Here is a 21,076-nt window from a genome sequence, read left to right on the forward strand (position 1 = left end):
TCTCACTTCTTATTATTTTTTACATTGGTTTTAATTAGACGTTTGGATTGGTTTTGTCGGTTTAGACTTTAAATCCAGTTTTAATAGTCAGCTAGCCCACTTGCGGCAACTCATCTGCAGATAATACTGCCAGATTATGGGTCCGCAAAAAATTATTAAGCAGCTGATATCCTGCTTCACTTAAGATGGATTCGGGATGGAATTGAACACCTTCGATTGCGAAAACTTTATGACGTATGCCCATAATCTCTTCAATGCTACCATCCTTGTTTTGTGTCCACGCAGTCATCTCTAAACAATCCGGTAAGCTAGTTTTATCAATCACGAGGGAATGATAACGCGTCACTTGTGATGGGTTAGGTAGGTCGGTAAAAACGCCTTGACCAGTATGATAAACAGCTGATAAGCGTCCGTGCATGACTTCACCGGCTTTGACCACTTGTCCGCCAAATGCTTGCCCAATCGCTTGATGACCCAAGCATATCCCCAAGATAGGGACAACGCCTTTAAAGGTATCAATCACTTCTAAGGAAATACCCGCACGATCTGGATCACAAGGGCCAGGGCCAATGACGATGACATCGGGAGCAAGGGTTTTAATCTGTTCGATTGTGACTTGATCGTTACGCCAGACGGTGATGTCCTGCTGTAATTCACCGAAGTACTGTACAATATTGTACGTAAAGCTGTCGTAGTTATCGATCATCAGAATCATTATGCTCTCAACCTATTGGTATGGTTATAATTTATAAACGCTCTACTATTATGCTCGTATTTATCAGGCAAAATTTTATAGAAGCTTGATATCTTACCACTATTTTACTGGGTATCAAACGGGACACCTATCTATCCAGCTGTTCTTAGAGGTTTTATTTTTTATTACAAGCGTATTTTACTAAATACTAACCTTATTGTAGAAAAATAAAGATTTTTTGCGCACCAATTTAAACCACAAAAATACTTGAGCACTAATTTAGTGCATTTTTCATATCATTAACGCCTATTATTGTGCAGGTGATAGAGTTGGCATATATATAGTTTTGATGCTGAATTTAGACTTATCCTATACCTACCATGGTTTATCATACAAAATTAACTTTAGGTCGTGATTGCTAAATAAATTTGGCATAGGGTTTGCACCCTTATATTACAATTAGGATGCTAATATAAATTCATCTCGTACCATTCATTATTATAAGTTTAAGGTTAAAATCTAGCAGATGAGTTGGTTGAGATGTTATAACTGTTCAGCATTATTGATCAGATATTGCTAAAATAGCGCCAGCATCGTGTAAGCTTATAAGCGGTAGAGGAAAGTGATTGATCGATATCACAATCATGAGTCTGAGCTAATACCTAAATATAACAGTGAGCACAGCTCTTTAAAATGTAACAACATGATAACCACAAGGGAGACTATTCATGTCTAATAAATTATTGGATCTTATCAAATCATCTAGTGCAAAATGGGTTGATTTTCGCTTTACCGATACTCGTGGTAAAGAACAACATATCAGCTTTCCAGCTTCTACTATCGACGAAGAAGTAATGGAAGATGGCAAGATGTTTGATGGCTCATCTATCGCTGGTTGGAAGGGTATTGAAGCTTCAGATATGATTTTGCGTCCTGATCCAGATACTGCTTTTCTTGACCCTTTCTTTGATGCAGTCACCGTTGTAGTCACGTGCGATATCATTGAGCCAACGACTTTGCAAGGCTATGACCGCGACCCGCGTTCTATCGCTCGCCGTGCTGAAGAATACTTAAAATCGACTGGTATTGGTGATACTGCATACTTTGGTCCTGAGCCTGAGTTTTTTGTATTTGATGAAGTAAAATGGTCGATTGAGATGTCAGGCGTCAGCCATAAGATCGTTGCTGAAGAAGCAGCATGGTCGACTAACAACGATTATGAGTGGGGTAACATGGGACACCGTCCACGTGTTAAGGGCGCTTATTTCCCAGTACCACCAATCGATAGCTCACAGGACATGCGTTCTGTCATGTGTGAGCGTCTAGAAGAAATCATCGGTGAAGGCTGTATCGAAGTCCATCATCATGAAGTTGCGCCTTGTCAGTCAGAGATTGGTGTCGCATTCAACACTTTAGTACGTAAAGCTGACGAAGTGCAGCAGTTAAAGTACGTCGTTCATAACGTTGCCCATCAGTTTGGCAAAACGGCAACTTTCATGCCAAAACCTGTGGTCGGTGATAACGGCTCTGGTATGCATGTACATATGTCTATCTCAAAAGACGGTGTAAACACTTTCTCTGGTGATGAATATGCTGGTCTGTCTGAGACAGCACTATATTTCATTGGCGGCATTATCCATCATGCCCGTGCTCTGAATGCTATTACCAACCCTTCGACTAACAGTTATAAACGCCTAGTGCCACATTACGAAGCGCCTATCAAACTGGCATATTCTGCTTCTAACCGCTCAGCGTCTATCCGCATTCCACATGTTAGTAGCCCAAAAGCCGTTCGTGTTGAAGCACGCTTCCCTGATCCAGCAGCCAACCCGTACTTAACTTTTGCAGCGCTACTGATGGCTGGCCTTGATGGTATTCAAAATAAGATGCACCCAGGTGATGCCGCTGATAAAAACTTGTATGATTTGCCTCCAGAAGAAGAAGCGCAAATCCCAACGGTTGCTGAAAGCTTAGAGGTCGCGCTACAAGCGTTACGTGATGATCATGAGTTTTTATTAAAAGGTGATGTATTCACTGAAGAGATGCTAGAAGCATTTATCGCGCTAAAAGAAGAAGAAGTACAGCGTGTCAATGTTACTGTGCATCCAGTTGAATTTGATTTATATTACAGCTGCTAGTTAACAGTTAAAGCGCTCAGATAATTTGAGTAATAAAAGCCAGCTAAGTAAATCTTAGCTGGTTTTTTCTTTTTTAAAAGAACTTGTAAAACTAAATAATAAGCTTCCTAAAAATCACTACTGATTTAGCGTTAAAAATCCCGCATAATAGTATTAATCATATATTAATAATAAGCACTTATTAGGTTGGCTGACTATGTATACGCATTCGAAAAATAAAATGAAAAAACAAGACAGTTCACAGTTTAGAAATATCAAGCTAACTGGGTTGTTAGCAGGTGTGTTCATTGGTACAGTCAGCCTTTATGCACCGATGATTAATGCCGCGCCCATCTATAAAGTGGTAGATGAAAAAACTGGACACGTAACTTTTACTGATCGTCCGCAAAGCTATGAAAATCAGGCCAATAAACAAGTCAGCCAAACCGATGTTGTTACTAATGTTACTGCTAATAATACTGCTAACGATAATAATGTTAGTAACAGCTTAGGTGCTGGTTCTAATGGCAGAGCTATCACATCATCTCAAACGACAAATTCTTCAGCAGTCTCACAACAGACTGCATCTCCTGCTACCAAATCTGCACGAGTGAGATATCAGCTGACCATGATAGAGCCGAGCGAAGCACGTGCTTATCGCCGTCCTGCACAGAGTATCGATGTCAAACTACAACTAAAGCCTGTGCTACAAGCTGGCGATCAAGTAATAATTTATCTTGATGATAATGAAGTGGCGCAAGGCCTGAGTGCATCTATCGCAACGGTAGATATTTTACCGGGTACGCATAGTATTCGAGCCGTTATCAAAAATGAAGCAGGGCAAACGCTTAGCCAAATTGAGCGTACTATTTACGTAATACAAAATACGGTAATCTTGCAGAACAAAAAGAAAATTGCCGCGCAAATGCTTGCTTATCAGCGTCTACCATGGCATCAAAAAGTAATGTTAAAATTGCGTCAAAAGGAAATCAATCTGCAAAAAGCACAGAATAGCCAACCTATAACTAACGATGCTTTTACTAACATATCTAGGCAATAGCTAGGTAAAGTAGCCAAATAAAACATCAGTGCTCAAAGGTTTATCAGTGCTGAATGGTTTAATGGTCAATGTAGCTTAACAATTTGTATAAAGGGGCAATCACTATCAATAGTGATTGCCCCTTATTTTTGCTTGGAAAATACTGTAATCAAACTAAACTTTAATTAGCTGATTTTTTGCCCACTTAGTTCAATTATTTGGTAAGCTCAATTGTACCGTTAGCGGTGACCGATATTGTACTGTTACCAGACTCAAAGCTCTGACTCGGAACTGATGCATCTGCTGCCTCAGCTTTCATATTCATGCTGCTATACATTGGACGAGGATAGTTGCTACCAGTGTTTAAGCTAACATTCACTACACGATAGCCACGAGCATCCCAAGCGCGTGTTAAATTTTTAGCTTGCTTTTGAAAAGAACGAGAAGCATCAGTCATTAACTTTTGCTCTAGCGCGTCTTTTTTATCATCTGAGACCCCAAAATTTAGATTATCCATCACTAAGGTCTCTTGCAAATCAGCAATAAGCTGGCTAGTCGCTGCAAAATCTGTGCTTTTAAGATCTATATTTGCCTGTCCTGTCCAGCCAATAATTTTGTCGTTTTTATCGTAGCGTGGATAAGTGCGTTGCTGGCCGGTGCTGACTGTCACACTAGGGTAGCGTTTAGCAATTTTCATAGCGTTATTGATTGAAGTGTTGAGAGTCGTGGCCAGTGCTTTAGCATTCGTAGCTTGAGCTTTTTTATACATGCTGGCACGCACTTCATCATTTTGGACTTCTTCTTTAACTTCCGTTTGGAAGCTAAGTTGATCATAACCAGTTGGTTCTGCATGCGCACTGCCCATCATAGCGGTTAGTAGGCAAGCGGTACCAGTAGTAAGAGCTACTTTATTAAGTAAAGTGCTTCTCATAATTATCTCCTAAGTAAAATTAATAATATTGACACAGATCATGTTCAAATAGGAATTGCGATCTATATTAGAAGCTATAGGCATTCATTTTATTTTGTTAGGCATTAGCTTCACTAATTAAAATAGCAAAATTTAGACGAGTCCTTGTGAGAATTTTGTCACTAAATATCGCAATTGTTTGCTATGGTAATTAAACAGTTTTGAGATAGGGGTTGTAATACTGAAAAATTCTTGTATAATCTGCAACTGGTGGCTCCATTGGTAGCCTCGCAACATTGTTCTATGAATCCCGCCAGGACCGGAAGGTAGCAACGGTAATAGTTATGATGTGTGCCGAGGATGTGCTTTTGGAGTCGCTTTTTTTTGCTTAAAATTTGATAACTGCTTCGATAAACCATTTAAAAAGTTTATATGATGTACTAAGCCCTTCATTGCAAAGGGCTTTTTTTGTGCCTGCATTTCGTCTGATTCTGGTGTTTCATTGATTAAGATAGGTTAAAATAATATGTATTAAATTTTATCAACGCTGATATTAATACTGAAAGATTTGAGGCTCATTTATGAAAATATTCGTTTGGCTATTTATTATTATTGTGGTGCTAGTCGTTGTTTTTGGTGTATCGATATCTAACAAGTTGGTACGGGCGCGCAACCAAGCGAAGAATGGCTTTGCACAGATAGATGTGCAGCTAAAGCGCCGTCATGATTTGATTCCAAACTTGGTAGAGACTGCTAAGCGTTATTTAACCCACGAAGAAGAGACACTCAGCCGCGTGATTAGCGCACGTAACCATGCCCAAAGCTTGCAAGACTCTAATAAGCATCAACCAGACTCACTTGAGCATATGGCATTATTTGCTAAAGCAGAAGGTATGCTGTCCAAAGCATTGGGGCAATTCTCAGCGGTCGTGGAAGCGTATCCGGAATTAAAAGCGGACAGTATGATTAAAGAGTTGATGGATGAGCTGACCAATACGGAAAATCGTATAGGCTTTGCCCGTCAGCATTATAATGATAGCGTGATGTTTTATAACAATGACCGTGAAGTGTTCCCAAATAACCTTGTCAGCAGCACCTTTGGATTTCGTCCACTTAGCCCGTTAGTGTTTGAGGATAGAGAGGTAATTGCTCAAGCACCCACTGTTAATATGGGCTGATATTTCATTATATTCAGATGCGTTTAGCTATCTTTAAGTCAGGCATATAGATGGATTTTTTTGGTGAACCGCGGATACGGACGCGGCGCAGCCTGTTGCTCTACGGGCTGTTTTTTCTCATAGTATTTGCACATATAGCAGTGGCGCTTGGGGTAATGACGCTGCTGCTTACCCTATTTACTGGTGGTATGTACTATTGGGCACTGGTACTAGTCATTGTTTGGACGTTGGCTAGCTTTATTGGTGGTAGCTTTTTAGAGTACCGTCGTTTAAAGGCTGGTGGCCGTGCTATTGCCCAGCGCGTGGGTGCGGTGCGTTTGTTTATTGATAATAGTCAGAACACTTGGGAACATAGCAGCGGGGTCGCCCATCAGCATGAGACGGTTGCCAAGGTTCGCTTTAGTGACCGTCATATAGCGGTACGTGATGAGCGTGATTTTCCGCCTGTTTATCGGCGTTATTATGAGATTGCCCAGCAGTTGGCTATTGCTTCCGGTCTAAGTATGCCGATTCTCTATGTGCTGCCTGATGAGCAAGGCATCAATGGTTTCGTTGCGGGTCGCCATAGTCAGGATATGGTGTTAGTCGTCACCCAAGGTGCGCTAGATAAACTGTCTGATGATGGGCTATACGGGCTTATAGGGCATGAATATGGTCATATCTTGCATGGCGATGCGACGTTCAATTTGCAGCTGATGGTAGTATTAGCTGGTTTGCAGATAGTCTATGACTGGAGTGATCCTATCAGTAATAACGCCTCTAGTTATAGTCGGCAAGGCAGTTATTTCGATAGCTCGATTAATAGCTCTTTTAATAGTGCTGTTAATCGAGACATGCCTTTGCCACAAAGCGCAATCGATAGTCGTGCGCGCAGCACTGAAACGCAGACAGAAAGCTTTACTACCCATAGCGATTGGGTATCTTACTGGCAAACCCAATCGAACAGTCATCAGTCATCAGCAAAAAGCCAGCCCAGATGGCTAGAAAATAGACCTGTGATTGATCGGCAAGCACCGCGCAGTGTTTGGACATTGCTGTTACATGGGTTGAGTTTTTCGAGTATGGCAAGTGCGCAGCTGATTAAGCATAGCTTTAACCGTCAGCGTGAATTGCTCGCTGATGCGACCAGCGTGCAGCTGACACGCTCGCCTGCAATTATCGAAACTTTAAAGGCTATTCATCAAGACTCGCTTGGTTCACGCTTATCAAATATCGCTGATATCAATGGGCTGAGTCACTTCTTTTTTGCTAGCAGTGGGGCGGATCTGGGGAATGTCTCATGGTTTGCTACGCATCCTAGCTTAGCTGAACGCATGAGAGCCATTAATGCTAATGCTTATCATGACTTTGCCGTTCAGGTCGCAAGAGAGAAGCGCATAAATCAACAAAAGATAAAAGAGATATATGAACAGCGTCGTCTTGGTAATTGGGGAGCAATAAAAGTAAATAGCCTAAGCAGTAATCAAGAAGAAATCACGCCCCAATCTCATATCTCCAAAGCTGAATCAACATCTGTTAATCATGCTGTTGATAATAGTATCAACGAGAATCCTAATGATATTACTAACAATGAAGTTTCAGCTTTTTCTGTGAATAAACTTAGCAATGAATTGGAAATATATACAGGAGTTGAGTTTGTCGTAGAGGAAGATGTGGTTGTTGATGGGCGTTTGCAGGTACTGGCAGAAGATATTGGTACTTATCAGCTGTTAAAACCATGGATGGCAAAACCTGACAGCGATTTGCCATCAGCAGCTTTGATTAGTATTGACGATATAAACAAAGTTACACTACCACAGCATGTGCTCAATCACAGTCATCACCCACTAGGAGCGCAGGCATTAATAGAAGCCATCATGCTATGCCATCAAGGACAGACAATATCTACGACTGGCATGTATGATTTAAAAGATATTTGGATTGGGCTTCCAAACGATAGTGTGTCTGCTGCTGACACCGATGCTAATACTAATAATAATACTTTCAGTAACCCTCAAATTTTAGCGCATACGCTAGACCATAAATTATTAAAAATAGTGGCGAGTTTTGACCGGCGTTTAGACAGCGCTTTGATTACATTCGCTGTGAAGCAAATCAGTCAGCATAACTTATCAGAAAGCACTATTGATCAATTACGTCTCAAAAGTGAACGCAGTCATAGTAACCAAGCCCATCAACACTATGTAAAGCAGCAAAAGTGCCGTACGATGCTGTTGCGCTATCAACAAGGCCTGCTTGAGTTGTTTGGAAAACAGCTATCAGCTGATCTGACTAAAAGTTTCGCTCATAACGTATCAGCTAAAAAAGATTTAATGGTTAACGAACAGCCAGTACCGACTCATGTAAAAAGTACCTTGATCTCAACTCCAGCGCAGCAAGCTTCACCAATTCTATCGCTATGGCAAGCACTGCATTTACAGCAGTTACTGCCGATATTTTCTGAAGTTTTAAATGATACTGATGTAGATACACAGAGTGAATGGCAACCGCTATTACAGAGGGCTATATTGACGTTGCTTGCATATCGGCTATCGAAAGATGTCAAAGGTCAAATGATATTGACATTAGATAGCTCAGTATATATTTCAGGGCTCGGCTATAATAATGACAGTGTTGCGCACTATATTGTAGATTTACATCGCCATGCGCGATTGATTGATATTGATTTAACTATGGTCAGTGATGCAAATTTGCAGTGGTTATTACTAACCGCTCAAAGTCTAAATAGCGTTCAGCTATTGGCTATTTTTAATGCTGTGCCTGCCCATCCTGCATCTACTTCTATTGAATCTACAATAGAGACTCAGAGGAAAGAGAATTATCCAGAGAGACAACAAGAAAGCAGTCAAATAGACTATAATGAATATCGGCAATGGCTGAGTACATTGCATACGGTGATGTTACACGATACGATAATCAGTCAAGATGAGTATGATTGCTTGATGGTACTCGCAGAGCAATGGTTAGGCGTTCGCGAGCTTTTTTGAATGCAGCTTGGCTGACGCCTCAGAAACTATTAAAAACTGTGATGAGTACTTTAGTTAAGCTGTCAAACTGATCAGCCCATCTGTAAATGATTCAAACAAAATAAGTAGGATAATAGAGACACATGAGTGATATCCAAGAACCGCTAATTGTATTGCAGCGCCGCATGCAGCAACGCCAAATTCTAGCGATGATGGGTATCAATCAGTGGGTGCAGCCGAATTCAGAAACCCTAAATATTGCAGATATTTCTGCGCCTGTTTTACCTGACCCTACTATAATTAATAGCGCCATTCAGTCTACTTCTGCCGATACAACTATTCAACAGCCAAGCATTAGCCGTCCAAATATAGAACATCCAAGTATTGACGCTGCAAACGTTGATCATTCAAATATAGAGTCTGCGGAATCTATATCAGGCATAGTAGATGATGAATCTATTAACCATTATCATGATGACGTTAATGAGCCAAATTTAAGCTATCCTGACGAACAAAGCCCCGTTACCTATAGTTTTGACACGACTGTCCCTGATACCTCTAAGACAGTCATTACATCCCTTGTAGATTCTGTCGTTCAGCAAGCCGCTATTGCTGACACAAATAGCGCTGAGAATTTTAAGGAAGATAGTTTTAAAGAGGACAGCTTTAAAAAAGTAGTGCCATTTGATTTACAAGGTGGTCGCTATGGCGATTGGGTGGTTTTGGTTGATATCCAAGCACTTAATAACGACAGTCAAAAACTGTGGCAAAATATCACGCAAGCGTTGTCAATCACCTGTGAGACAACATCATTTCCTATCTGCGAGGGGATGGATACGGCTGAGCTTGCCAATGCTAGCCTTGCTGGATATGTGTTTAAAATTGGACGCAGCGAAGAGATAAAAGTTGCTGCATTGACTGCGTTGCCTGATGGCCTTGAGCATCCTACTCTGACTACTGTGCCCACATTGGATGAGATGCTCGCTGATAGTAGCTTTAAGCGTCAGCTTTGGGAGCAGTTGTCGAGACAAGGTTAAAAGCTTACAGTCTGCTGCAATAGCTATTGAACATAGTGATTAAGAATAAAAATAGAGACAAGACTTACCTTAAGGGGTTTTAAAGCAGCAGTTTGAAAACTTAGCTGTTAAAACTTATATAACAACGATGATTTCATCATATTTAGGATAATGATTATGACTACCAAAGCCGCTCCTAACCGTGTACCTAATTTTTCAGCGGGACCCGCCACCATACCGACCGCAGTGCTAGAGCGTGCGCAAAGTGAGCTACTTGATTGGCAAGGGCGCGGTATGTCAGTCATGGAAGTGAGCCACCGTAGCAAAGAGTACATCGCAATTACCGAAAAAGCCGAAGCTAAATTGCGCTCATTGATGGACATTCCAGACAATTATAAAGTGCTGTTTTTGCAAGGTGGTGCCAGTTTACAATTTTCAGCGATACCATTGAACTTATTAAATGGTGGGCGCGGTGACTACCTGACTACGGGTGCATGGTCAGGTAAAGCCATCAAAGAAGCACAGCGTTATGCCAATCTAGGTCTTGGTGAGATTAATCTAGTGGCAACTGGTAAAGATAGTAACTTTACTGACGTGCCAGCCCAAAGCGATTGGAATATAAGCGAAGATGCTGCGTACTTCCACTACTGCGCCAATGAGACTATTCATGGTTTGCAAATATTTGAGCCACCACAAGTTGATGCACCTCTAATTGCCGATATGTCTTCTTGCATTTTGTCACAGCCAATCGATGTCTCTAAGTTTGGGATGATATATGCTGGTGCGCAAAAAAACATTGGTCCAGCAGGATTGATCATTGTGATTATTCGTGAAGACTTATTGGGGCAGGCGAGTGAGTGGTGCCCACTACTAATGAACTATGAGCATCAAGCTGAAAAAGAATCCATGTCAAACACGCCAGCGACGTATTCTTGGTACTTGGCAGGGTTGGTATTTGATTGGTTAGAAGAGCAAGGCGGCGTTGCTGCTATCGGCAAAATTAATCAGCAAAAAGCAGATTTGCTCTACAAAACGATTGATGATAGCAACTTATATAGTAATCCAGTTGATCCTAAGTATCGCTCTATCATGAATGTACCGTTTACTTTAGCAGACAGCAGCCTTGATAAAGTGTTTTTAGAAGAGTCAGAGGCAGCAGGTTTGATGCATTTAAAAGGTCACCGCGATGTGGGTGGTATGCGTGCCAGTATTTACAATGCAGTGTCGCTAGACTGGGTGCAGCAATTGGTTGACTTTATGATCGCGTTTGAAAAAAAGCACGCTTAAGTTAGCATAAGCTTTAGAACAAAGGGCGCAGCTTTTATGAGTTGCGTCTTTTTTTATCAAAAGTCAACCTTCTTTTTGGATGAGTAGGGCGTTATACCGCAACCGTAACACTGCAAACCATTAGGTTAAAAAACCTAAATTTGTTATGATGAAATTTTGCAGCAATTATGAGAGCTTATGTTGCGCCGTATGTTCTTTTAATTGTCATTTAAGCTGCAATGAATTTTCAGTCATTAAGTAAATTCTGCATAAATCCATTTGGTTTGGTAGAGGGGTTTGTTATAACTTTATTATGATAAAAAATACCACGCTAAAAACTGTCCTGTTAGTGGCAATTGTGAGTTGGATACCAGCCAGTATCGCAGTTCCAATCACCACGACTGCGCTTGGTCATAATAGTACCACTGAGTATATTGATGCGCCCTTTATGCCCTATGCCAATCCAAATGCACCGATAGGGGGTACATTATCGCTTGATGCGCGTGGCACCTTTAATGCTGCCAACAAATGGATGACAACTGGTGTAGCAATGATTGGCACCGATTATCTATATGATACCTTGATGACTGGCTCACTAAATGAAGCTTTTACCATGTATCCGCAGCTGGCAAGCAAGGTAACTTACGACCCTGATGACACCAGCTGGATTATCTATCATATTAACCCGGCCGCACGCTTTTGGGATGGGTCTCCTGTGACCAGTAGCGATGTCAAAGCTACTTATGACGCGATATTGAATAAAGGGCCGATGTATATTCGTAGCTATTTAGGTGATATTAAAGACATTGAGATTATTAATAAACAACAAGTAAAGTTTGTCTTTGCCTCAGATAATAATAAAGAAATTTTATTAACAGTCGGGCAGTTTCCTATTTTTGCCAAATCCTCTATTGATGCTAACTTTGAAAAAATCAGCTTAACGCCATTGATGGGCAGCGGTCCTTATAAGTTAGGTCGTGTCGATGCGGGGCGCGCGGTTAGTTATATACGTGATCCCAATTATTGGGGTCGTGATTTGATGGTCAATCGCGGTCGTTATAACTTTGATATGATTAAGTTTGTGTATTATCAAAGCGATGAGATTGCTTTTGAGGGTTTTAAATCTGGGCAATATCGCTTCCGCCCAGAAAACAAGGCCTCTAATTGGGCAACGGGTTACAATTTCCCAGCCGTCAAAGCAGGTATGATTAATAAAGAAACCATAAGTAGTGAAAACCCAGTACCGATGCAGGGTCTAGTGATGAATGTGCGTCGGCCACTTTTTCAAGATATTCGCGTTCGCCAAGCATTGACGGCTGCTTATGATTTTGAGTGGATGAATAAAACCTTGTTTCATGGGCAATATGAACGCTTGCAAAGCTTCTTTCATGGCTCTGAGCTTGCCGCTACTGGTACGCCATCTGCTGCTGAGATGCAGGTGCTAACACCTTTGTTATCTAAGCTTGAACCAATACAGCGTCAAGCCGTATTAGCAAAGTGGCAACTGCCGACTAGTGATGGTAGCGGCTTTAATCGCAAAGCGTTATTAAAGGCGCGGCAGCTGTTGCTAGATGCTGGCTTTTATTATGACGATATGAAGCTATATCAACCTGATGGTAAGCTTGCTCAGATCGAAATTTTGATGACGGGCGAGACTATGGGACGTGTATTGTTGCCTTATATTCGTAATTTAAAGCGGTTAGGATTTGATGCCACCCTACGTCAAGTGGATGGTCCGCAATATTACGAGCGTGTGCGCCGTTTTGATTATGATATGGTGGTTGATGTATTCGCCCAAAGTTTATCCCCTGGTGCTGAGCAAGCGGCTTTTTGGGGTAGCGCGGCTGCCGATGAGCCTGGTAATAGAAATACAATCGGTATTAAAAACCCAGTTATCGATGAGATAACAGCTGCACTTGCAAATGCTAAGAGCCGTGAAGAGATTGTTTTATATACTAAAACACTCGATCGCCTGCTACGAGCTGGTCATTATTTAGTACCTCTATATGGCAAATCTGCAACCAATGTTGCCTACTGGAATCAATATCGTCATACTGAAAAGCTGCCGACCAACGCTGTAGGCATTGATTATTGGTGGTCAGATAAAGAAGCTGAAGCACGCGTTGATAAATATTTAAGACAATAAGTGACAATGTTTTTAAAGTAACGGTTTTTAGTGATGGACCTTTTTTAAATAACAGCAATTTAAGATATTGATAAGGTTATAAACTAAAAGTATTGGCTATCGTTATTTAATACAGACAAAGTGGTTTAGCCGTTCGTGGATAACTAGTAATAGAAATAACTATTGGTAAGGATTTAATATGAGTATTCGTATTCACCCAATTAAAGCGTTCAATGATAATTATATTTGGACATTAATCAATGAAAGTAATAAACAGGCGATTGTCATTGATCCAGGTCAAGCCGAGCCAGTCGTTGCCTATCTAGAAGAAAACCAGTTAGAACTCACCTCGATTTGGACTACGCATCATCACCACGATCACATTGGCGGCGTAGCAACACTGCAAGAGTCTTATCCTATGACGCATTTGGTCGCACACAGCGAGCATACGGTAGACGAAGATCAGACCATTAAAGATGGTAGTACGGTAAGTGCGTGGGGCTGTTCTGCACAAGTATGGGATGTCTCAGGTCATACTGCCAGTCACATGGCTTATATATTAGATATCGACGGCAGTAAGCATTGCTTCTGTGGTGACACCCTGTTTAGTGCTGGTTGCGGACGCGTTTTTACTGGGACGATTGAGCAATTGCATGACAGCTTTAAGCGCTTAAATGAGCTGCCTGCTGAGACGTTACTGTATCCAGCCCACGAATATACTGCTAGCAATCTACGTTTTGGCCTATCTATTGAGCCTGACAATGAGGCGATGAAGCAAGCACTGGCGCAAGCAGAAGAAAAAACCGCCCAAGGCGTTCCAACTTTACCCGTAACCTTAGAGCATGAGCGTGCAATAAATGTGTTTTTACGGACGCAAGAGCCGAGTGTGATAACAGGCGTAAAGTCTAAAGTAAATATCGATGATGACAAATCTTTGACGGTGTTTGCAGCGTTACGTGAACTTAAAAACAACTTCTAAATGCTAAGTTGTCATATCTGTTTATTCTAGGAAACCGCCATTATGGGTCGTTATATCTTAAAAAGATTGTTACTGATATTACCGACGCTATTTTTGATATTGCTGGCGAACTTTGTGATTGTACAAGCGGCTCCTGGCGGTCCTGTAGAGCAGCAGCTAGCGCTTATCGAGCAGGGCGCAAAAGACAATGCGCTCGGTGGTAATATCGGCGCGGGCAGTGCGGGCGGTAATAACAGTACCTATCAAGGGACTCGTGGTTTATCAGAAGAAATGGTTGCAGCGATTAATGCCCAATACGGCTTTGATAAATCGGCACCTGAGCGCTTTTGGCTGATGTTAAAGAACTATGCTCAGCTGGACTTTGGTGAGTCTTTTTTTAAAGGCCAATCAGTGACCGATCTCATCATAGAGAAGCTACCAGTATCAATCTCGCTTGGGCTTTGGAGTACGTTACTGATTTATATGATAGCCATTCCACTGGGTGTTTATAAAGCCATGCATCATGGCTCGGGGATTGATAAAGCCACCGCTATGCTACTTGCCATTGGGCATGCGATACCTGTATTTGTGTTTGCAGTCATACTACTGGTGTTTTTTGCGGGTGGTAGCTACTGGAATATTTTTCCACTGCAAGGACTAACCTCTGAGAATTTCGATCAATTAAGCGCATTTGGTAAAGTGAAAGATTACTTTTGGCATCTTGCATTGCCACTGCTGGCAAGTACCGTTGGCGGTTTTGCAGGCTTAACCTATTTGACCAAGTTTAGCTTTCTAGAAGAGCTGGGTAAGCAATACGTGCTCACCGCCCGTGCGAAAGGCTTGGGTGAGCGTCAAGTTTTATACGGTCATGTTTTTCGTAATGCGATGCTGATTATTATTGCCGGTATTCCAGCGGCTATCGTTGGAATTTTCTTTGCTGGTAACTTCCTCATTGAAATCATCTTTAAGCTTGATGGTTTGGGATTGCTAGGTTTCGAAGCCATTCAGCAGCGCGATTATCCAGTGATATTTGGTACGCTATTTATCTTTACCTTGGTGGGACTGTTATTACAGTTAATCAGTGATTTAAGTTATCACTTAATTGATCCCCGTATTGATTTTGAGGGGCGTTAATGTCAAGTCATCCATTACCTTCAACACCCTCAACCGCATCTTCTATTCCACTAGAAAAAAAACGCCGTTTAAATCCTATTTGGCAGGCGCGACTTAATCGCTTTCGCCGTAATCGCCTTGGCGTGATATCGCTGTTTGTTTTTGCGCTGATATTTATCATCTGTATGGCAGCCAATGTGATTGCCAATGACAAGCCACTACTGGTGCAGTATCAAGGCGATTACTATTTTCCAGTGTTGAAAGCCTATCCTGAAACAACTTTTGGCGGGGTATTTGAGACCGAAACCAATTACAAAGACCCTGCGGTGCAAACGCTGATTAATGATCAGGGTTATTATGTGATGCCGCTCATTCCATTTGCCGATCAGACGCCAAACGTTGAACTGGGCATTCCATATCCAGCCGCACCCAATAGCCAGAACTGGCTGGGTACTGATGATATGGGTCGTGATGTGCTAGCGCGGATACTTTACGGTATGCGCGTATCGTTATTGTTCGGTCTGGCACTGACACTAGCGGGCGCATTGATTGGCGTTATTATCGGTGCGATACAAGGATATTATGGTGGCTGGGTAGATTTGGCAGGGCAGCGTTTCATGGAAGTGTGGAGCGGTATGCCGCAGCTGTTTATGATTATTATTTTGGTCAGCTTGTTTAGCCCTAGTATTACCATGCTATTTGCCATGATGCTGTTATTCGGTTGGATGGGGCTGGTTGGTTTGGTGCGGGCAGAGTTTTTGCGGGCGCGTAACTTTGATTATGTCCGTGCTGCTCGCAACCTCGGGGTATCGGACAGTCAAATCATGCTCAGGCATATCTTGCCTAATGCGTTGGCCTCAAGCTTGTCGCAGCTGCCGTTTATCTTAACCGCCAATATTATTGCTTTAACAGCACTAGACTTCTTAGGATATGGTTTACCGCCTGGGTCACCATCGCTTGGTGAGCTGATGGTACAAGGGAAAAACAACCTTGATGCGCCTTGGCTGGCCTTATCTGGATTTTTTAGTTTAACTTTTATTTTATCATTGCTAATTTTCGTTGGCGAAGCACTGCGTGATGCCTTTGATCCGAGGCGCTCCTGATATGACAACTGATAAGATGATAAACGCCAATATGAAAACTGCTACTGAGCAAAACAACCGTTTAAACAACAGTCATAGCAATGTACAAAACAAACTCATGCTGACAGTGAATAAGCTTAGTATTGCCACCAATGTAGGTACTGCTTTAGTCGATAAGCTATCGTATGAACTAAGACAGGGACAAACGCTAGCTATCGTTGGTGAGTCTGGCTCTGGTAAGTCGATTGCCAGTCTCGCGTTATTGGGCTTGTTGCCAGACAGCTTGACCGTTACTGGTGAGGTGCAGTTAGCAGATGTAACAGGAAAGGCTACATTGCCGGTCACTAATAATAGGACACGTAACGCAGCGTTACGATCTGTGCGTGGGCAGCGCATTGGGATGGTGTTTCAAGAGCCAATGACGGCGCTCAATCCGCTACACACGGTCGCTAAGCAAATTGCAGAATCTCTGCGTCTCAGCGGTGTGCCAAAAAAGCAATGGCGAGAGAAAAGCATTGCCTTGTTAGACGATGTCAATATTAGCGACCCTGCTGATAAGCTGAAACGCTATCCGCATGAGCTATCGGGTGGTCAACGTCAGCGGGTAATGATTGCCATGGCATTGGCACAACAGCCAGATATTTTAATCGCTGATGAGCCAACCACTGCGCTTGATGTGACCTTGCAACATGAAATTCTCGCCCTATTAGATGATCTTAAGAGACAGCATAATATGGCGATGATATTAATCAGCCATGATCTCAATTTGGTCAGGCGCTACAGCGATGAAGTCATCGTCATGCGTCAAGGGCAGACTATTGAGCAGGGGAAAACCGCAGCGGTATTCAGTCAGCCTAAGGCAGAATATACCCGCTCGCTTATCAAACAAGACTTTGGACAAGCGCTGAATTTATTTGAGAATGAAAGTCAGCAACCAACCGTATTGCAGGTCAGCAATTTACAAGTACAGTTTCCAATTGAGAAAAGCTTGTTTGGCAGTACTAAACGTTGGTTCGATGCGGTAAAAGATGTCGATATGATCCTGCAAAAAGGGCAGGCATTAGGTATCGTTGGTGAGTCAGGCTCTGGGAAAACAACAATTGCACTTGCGTTAAGTCAGTTACTCAGCAATCAAACGCGTGTCGGTGGTCGGATACTGGTTAATGGACAGGATATTTCAGCATTGTCCAAGAGCGAGCTGCGTAAGTTCCGCTCACAGATTCAAATGGTATTTCAAGACCCCTTTGCCAGTATCAATCCTCGCATGACGGTCATGCAGATAGTCGAAGAAGGATTATTAGTACAAGGTGTTGATAAAATATCCCGCCAGCAGGCAGTGATGGAGAGTCTTGCTACCGTGCATTTGCCGTTAGAGTTTGTGCAACGTTATCCGCATGAGCTATCGGGCGGTCAGCGTCAACGGGTGGCGCTTGCGCGCGCACTTATTATGCAGCCAAGTTTATTGATACTGGACGAGCCAACTTCTGCGCTTGATAGTACCACGCAAGTCACTGTGGTCAACTTGCTACGAGAGATTCAGGAAAAACTGCAAATCAGTTACATGTTTATCAGTCATGACTTAAAAGTAGTCCGTGCTTTGTGCCAGCATATTATGGTGCTAAAAGAAGGCAAGTGCATTGAGTCTGGTCGTACCGAAGATATTTTTAATAATCCAAAGCATCCGTATGCGAAGCAGTTATTGCAGGCGAGTATGCTATAGCCTAAGCAGTCAGAATTGGATACTTATATGAATTTAGATAAATCGGAACACCCTACATGATTGACAGGCTCAAAATAAAACCCATCCAAGCCCGAGATCCTAATGAGCCAAATCGACCATCAACCACGCTTGAGCTGTTGTTTGATTTAGTCTATGTCATCGCCGTTGCTGCTGCTGCAAACGGTTTCTATGACCGCTTGAGTGAACATGATCTTTCAGGGTTTTTAACCTTTATCGTGGCATTTTTTATCCTGTGGAATGCATGGACCAGCTTTACTTGGTTTGCGTCAGGATATGATCCTGACGACTGGTTTTATCGCATATCAGTGATGTTTCAGATGTTTGGCTCGCTTATGATAGCAGCCAATATCCATCAGTTTTATGAGCAAGGGCTGACATGGATTGGGGTAATGGGCTATGCCATTATGCGGCTGGCGAGTTGTAGTCAGTGGTGGCGTGTCTATCGACAAGTACCAGGACATAAAAAGGTCGCTGGGCGTAGTATAGTCGGTTTATTAACCTTGCAAGCACTCTGGATAATTTGGCTGTTTCTACCCGCATCATTACAAACGCCTGCATTGTTCTTATTTATCGTAGCAGAGTTACTCATGCCTGTATGGGCACGCTCGGAGCAGTTCAACAATTGGCATCCTGGACACATTGCAGAGCGTTATGGCCTGTTGACCATTATCGTATTAGGCGAGGGTGTGGTAGGGGTTAGCAATACGATTCAATATTTTTTAGCCAATTCTTATTCCGCTGCAAGCTCTATTATGTTTCTAGGCTCAAGCTTAGTAGCATTGGTGTTTTCTTTATGGTGGTTATATTTCATCGTCCCTTTCGATACGATCCTAAACAAAGAACGCCGTCGCCATGATTTGTTTTTATTTGGCTATGGTCATTTCTTTATCTTTGCCTCAATAGCAGGTTTAGGCAGTATGCTTAATTTGGTTACCGAGTCCGTAGCGGGCGATACCAGTGATGGCGCAAATCAAGTCATCTCACAGACGTACGCGATGGGTATGTTGATGGGCATGTTAAGTGTGTTTTTATTGACGCTAACGATACTGCGAGAGTTAATGTGCCGCAAGTCGAGTCATAATATTATTGCGATGGTCATTGCTTTAATCATTATTGGGCTGAGTTATATTGCTGTGGCGCAAGGTTTGAATATTACTTATGGTATTTGGCTGAGTATTTTAGCGCCTGTAATGATGATTTGGTATTTTGGTCAAGATAATGAGCAATGGTTAGTTAAAGAGAGTAGTTAATAACGATTGAGAACACATCAGTTCACAATAATAGCTGTATTTTAAAAGCTACAGTGTCAAAATGAGATCAAACAGTAGTTAGCTATTATATCTACCTACACACTTCTTAGCATTTCCGTTTAAAGGATTTTTCATGCCCACAAAAAAACAAACAAGTATTTCTAAGCTCATTAATACTGATGGTTTGCAGTATGCAGGTTACCTAGCGGTTGCCAAAACTCGAGCTAAGATATTAAATGCCTTCTCACATTTAATGACAATACCAAGGCCTCTATTGTTTGTAGGCGAAGAAGCGTGTGATGAGCTGTGTGACATGATTATCAATGAAGGTGGCCACAATGTATTCATTGTCACTGATGCTGTGCTAAACAAGCTAGGTGTACCAGCCAAAGTTACTGACTATCTACAAAAAAATAATATTGGCTATCATGTCTATGACTGCATTACACCAGACCCTACTTTTAAAGTGATTGAAGAAGGTTTACGTCAATCTGTGAATGCTAATTGCGATGTCGTATTAGCTATCGGTGGTGGTTCGGTGATTGACGCGGCCAAAATGATTGCTATGTGCCAAAGCAACAACTACAAGCCAAAACAGCTCATTGGACTTTTTAAAGCCAAAAAACCTTGCATGCCACTTTATTGTATTCCGAGTACCGCGGGTACCGGATCAGAAGCCACTATTGGTGCAGTTGTCTCAGACGATAAAACCCATCAAAAGGCGATCGCTATCGATCCAAAAATGGTGCCATTAGCGGCGGCTATTGATTCGACCATCATGCAAGGTATGCCAGCGCATATTACAGCCGATACCGGTATTGATGTCCTCACGCATGCCTTAGAGGCGTGGATGAGTATAAACGCTAGCGCTGAGACTGATTACTACGCTGCTTCTGCTGTCAAATCAGTTATGCAGTATCTACCGATAGCCTATACAAATGGGGACGATCTCAAAGCCAGAGAAGAGATGGGGATTGCAGCTCATTATGGTGGTATTGCTTTAAACAAAGCAGGTCTTGGTTATGTTCATGCCATCGCTCACCAGTTAGGGGCGTATTATAGTGTCCCGCATGGTCGCGCTAATGCGATTGTACTACCTTATGTACTTGAGCTAAACCGTGAGGCAAGTCAAAAAAGACTGGCAATATTGGCAAGAAAGACAGGTATCGTAAAGAGTAGCCACGCTAGTAATAGTGATAGCGACGTGGCAGATTATCTTATTGCCCAAGTGCGAGACTTGCTCGAAACAGTAGGTATCAACCCTACTGTTGAAGGTATAAAAACTAGTGATTTTGATAGTATCGCCAAAGCGGCTGCTAAAGAAGTCAGCGACACTTATGCGGTCCCTACTTATATGAAGGCACCGGAAATAAAAGATATCTTAATGAGAATTAAGACAGCGAGTGATGATCGTACCAATAAGGCTAAAAGTAGTGATAAAAGTAATGATAAAGCTGCCTAGTAGATAGAATCTTGTTAGAGAAGACGTCACTAAATTTGTATACGAGATGTTTTTAATCGGTTGAAAGTTTATCAAAAGTCCTTCATATACAGCAATACATATACAGCAATATGGGAATCTTTCGGTACTGCCTATGTTTTGGTACTTCCTAAGGGTTGC

At 42.2% G+C, this 21,076-nt stretch carries 15 protein-coding genes and 1 other RNA gene; 14 read left to right on the forward strand and 2 right to left on the reverse strand.

Annotated elements, in window-relative coordinates; genetic code table 11:
- Positions 1–91 precede the first annotated feature (91 nt).
- Positions 92–715, reverse strand: coding sequence for an anthranilate synthase component II (locus AAEY87_RS05210; protein ID WP_068035495.1), 624 nt, complete (start codon positions 713–715; stop codon positions 92–94).
- Between the two features lie 707 nt (positions 716–1,422).
- Here AAEY87_RS05210 and glnA point away from each other — a divergent pair.
- The gene (gene glnA, locus AAEY87_RS05215; protein ID WP_068035497.1) at positions 1,423–2,832 is read left to right on the forward strand and encodes a type I glutamate--ammonia ligase; all 1,410 of its coding nucleotides are present in this window, start codon (positions 1,423–1,425) and stop codon (positions 2,830–2,832) included.
- A 196-nt stretch (positions 2,833–3,028) separates the two neighbouring features.
- Positions 3,029–3,871: a DUF4124 domain-containing protein gene (locus AAEY87_RS05220; protein WP_350656237.1), complete on the forward strand. Its 843-nt coding sequence runs from the start codon at positions 3,029–3,031 to the stop codon at positions 3,869–3,871.
- A 193-nt stretch (positions 3,872–4,064) separates the two neighbouring features.
- Here the strand turns inward: AAEY87_RS05220 and AAEY87_RS05225 are convergent, their stop codons facing one another.
- A complete protein-coding gene (locus AAEY87_RS05225; protein WP_068035498.1) occupies positions 4,065–4,781 on the reverse strand; it encodes an SIMPL domain-containing protein in 717 nt (238 codons plus the stop codon).
- 256 nt (positions 4,782–5,037) lie between these two features.
- Here AAEY87_RS05225 and ffs point away from each other — a divergent pair.
- The 12 genes from ffs to AAEY87_RS05285 all read left to right on the forward strand — a co-directional run bounded on the left by ffs (position 5,038) and on the right by AAEY87_RS05285 (position 20,917).
- Positions 5,038–5,134: signal recognition particle sRNA small type (gene ffs, locus AAEY87_RS05230), an RNA gene on the forward strand.
- Between the two features lie 207 nt (positions 5,135–5,341).
- Positions 5,342–5,938 (forward strand): LemA family protein, encoded by a 597-nt coding sequence (locus AAEY87_RS05235; RefSeq protein ID WP_350656238.1) that lies wholly within the window; start codon positions 5,342–5,344, stop codon positions 5,936–5,938.
- Positions 5,939–5,988: 50 nt separating this feature from the next.
- A complete protein-coding gene (locus tag AAEY87_RS05240; protein WP_350656239.1) occupies positions 5,989–8,925 on the forward strand; it encodes a M48 family metalloprotease in 2,937 nt (978 codons plus the stop codon).
- Positions 8,926–9,047: 122 nt separating this feature from the next.
- Positions 9,048–9,941, forward strand: a complete 894-nt coding sequence (locus AAEY87_RS05245) for a hypothetical protein (protein ID WP_350656240.1) — start codon at positions 9,048–9,050, stop codon at positions 9,939–9,941.
- A gap of 156 nt (positions 9,942–10,097) precedes the next feature.
- Positions 10,098–11,207: a 3-phosphoserine/phosphohydroxythreonine transaminase gene (serC, locus tag AAEY87_RS05250; RefSeq protein ID WP_350656241.1), complete on the forward strand. Its 1,110-nt coding sequence runs from the start codon at positions 10,098–10,100 to the stop codon at positions 11,205–11,207.
- 292 nt (positions 11,208–11,499) lie between these two features.
- On the forward strand, positions 11,500–13,332 hold the full coding sequence (locus AAEY87_RS05255) for an extracellular solute-binding protein (protein WP_350656243.1): 1,833 nt from the start codon (positions 11,500–11,502) through the stop codon (positions 13,330–13,332).
- Between the two features lie 178 nt (positions 13,333–13,510).
- Positions 13,511–14,290: a hydroxyacylglutathione hydrolase gene (gene gloB, locus AAEY87_RS05260; protein ID WP_068327354.1), complete on the forward strand. Its 780-nt coding sequence runs from the start codon at positions 13,511–13,513 to the stop codon at positions 14,288–14,290.
- Positions 14,291–14,332: 42 nt separating this feature from the next.
- Entirely contained in the window at positions 14,333–15,403 is a 1,071-nt protein-coding gene (locus tag AAEY87_RS05265) for a microcin C ABC transporter permease YejB (protein WP_068327356.1), read from the forward strand.
- Positions 15,403–16,485, forward strand: a complete 1,083-nt coding sequence (locus AAEY87_RS05270) for an ABC transporter permease (protein ID WP_350656245.1) — start codon at positions 15,403–15,405, stop codon at positions 16,483–16,485. Before AAEY87_RS05265 ends, AAEY87_RS05270 begins: the two co-directional genes overlap by 1 nt.
- Position 16,486: 1 nt before the next feature.
- Complete coding sequence (locus tag AAEY87_RS05275; protein WP_350656246.1) at positions 16,487–18,184, forward strand: ABC transporter ATP-binding protein; 1,698 nt, start codon at positions 16,487–16,489, stop codon at positions 18,182–18,184.
- Positions 18,185–18,240: 56 nt separating this feature from the next.
- Entirely contained in the window at positions 18,241–19,455 is a 1,215-nt protein-coding gene (locus tag AAEY87_RS05280) for a low temperature requirement protein A (RefSeq protein ID WP_350656247.1), read from the forward strand.
- A 133-nt stretch (positions 19,456–19,588) separates the two neighbouring features.
- Positions 19,589–20,917 (forward strand): iron-containing alcohol dehydrogenase, encoded by a 1,329-nt coding sequence (locus AAEY87_RS05285; RefSeq protein WP_350656248.1) that lies wholly within the window; start codon positions 19,589–19,591, stop codon positions 20,915–20,917.
- Positions 20,918–21,076: the final 159 nt, after the last annotated feature.

Source organism: Psychrobacter sp. S1-30-MNA-CIBAN-0213, from assembly GCF_040309845.1.
Classification (GTDB): Bacteria; Pseudomonadota; Gammaproteobacteria; order Pseudomonadales; family Moraxellaceae; genus Psychrobacter.

Bases quoted from the DNA above. Each gene is read 5' to 3' on its own strand.
- AAEY87_RS05210 (WP_068035495.1), bottom strand. From the start codon at position 715: ATGATTCTGATGATCGATAACTACGACAGCTTTACGTACAATATTGTA.
- glnA (WP_068035497.1), top strand. From the start codon at position 1,423: ATGTCTAATAAATTATTGGATCTTATCAAATCATCTAGTGCAAAATGG.
- AAEY87_RS05220 (WP_350656237.1), top strand. From the start codon at position 3,029: ATGTATACGCATTCGAAAAATAAAATGAAAAAACAAGACAGTTCACAG.
- AAEY87_RS05225 (WP_068035498.1), bottom strand. From the start codon at position 4,781: ATGAGAAGCACTTTACTTAATAAAGTAGCTCTTACTACTGGTACCGCT.
- AAEY87_RS05235 (WP_350656238.1), top strand. From the start codon at position 5,342: ATGAAAATATTCGTTTGGCTATTTATTATTATTGTGGTGCTAGTCGTT.
- AAEY87_RS05240 (WP_350656239.1), top strand. From the start codon at position 5,989: ATGGATTTTTTTGGTGAACCGCGGATACGGACGCGGCGCAGCCTGTTG.
- AAEY87_RS05245 (WP_350656240.1), top strand. From the start codon at position 9,048: ATGAGTGATATCCAAGAACCGCTAATTGTATTGCAGCGCCGCATGCAG.
- serC (WP_350656241.1), top strand. From the start codon at position 10,098: ATGACTACCAAAGCCGCTCCTAACCGTGTACCTAATTTTTCAGCGGGA.
- AAEY87_RS05255 (WP_350656243.1), top strand. From the start codon at position 11,500: ATGATAAAAAATACCACGCTAAAAACTGTCCTGTTAGTGGCAATTGTG.
- gloB (WP_068327354.1), top strand. From the start codon at position 13,511: ATGAGTATTCGTATTCACCCAATTAAAGCGTTCAATGATAATTATATT.
- AAEY87_RS05265 (WP_068327356.1), top strand. From the start codon at position 14,333: ATGGGTCGTTATATCTTAAAAAGATTGTTACTGATATTACCGACGCTA.
- AAEY87_RS05270 (WP_350656245.1), top strand. From the start codon at position 15,403: ATGTCAAGTCATCCATTACCTTCAACACCCTCAACCGCATCTTCTATT.
- AAEY87_RS05275 (WP_350656246.1), top strand. From the start codon at position 16,487: ATGACAACTGATAAGATGATAAACGCCAATATGAAAACTGCTACTGAG.
- AAEY87_RS05280 (WP_350656247.1), top strand. From the start codon at position 18,241: ATGATTGACAGGCTCAAAATAAAACCCATCCAAGCCCGAGATCCTAAT.
- AAEY87_RS05285 (WP_350656248.1), top strand. From the start codon at position 19,589: ATGCCCACAAAAAAACAAACAAGTATTTCTAAGCTCATTAATACTGAT.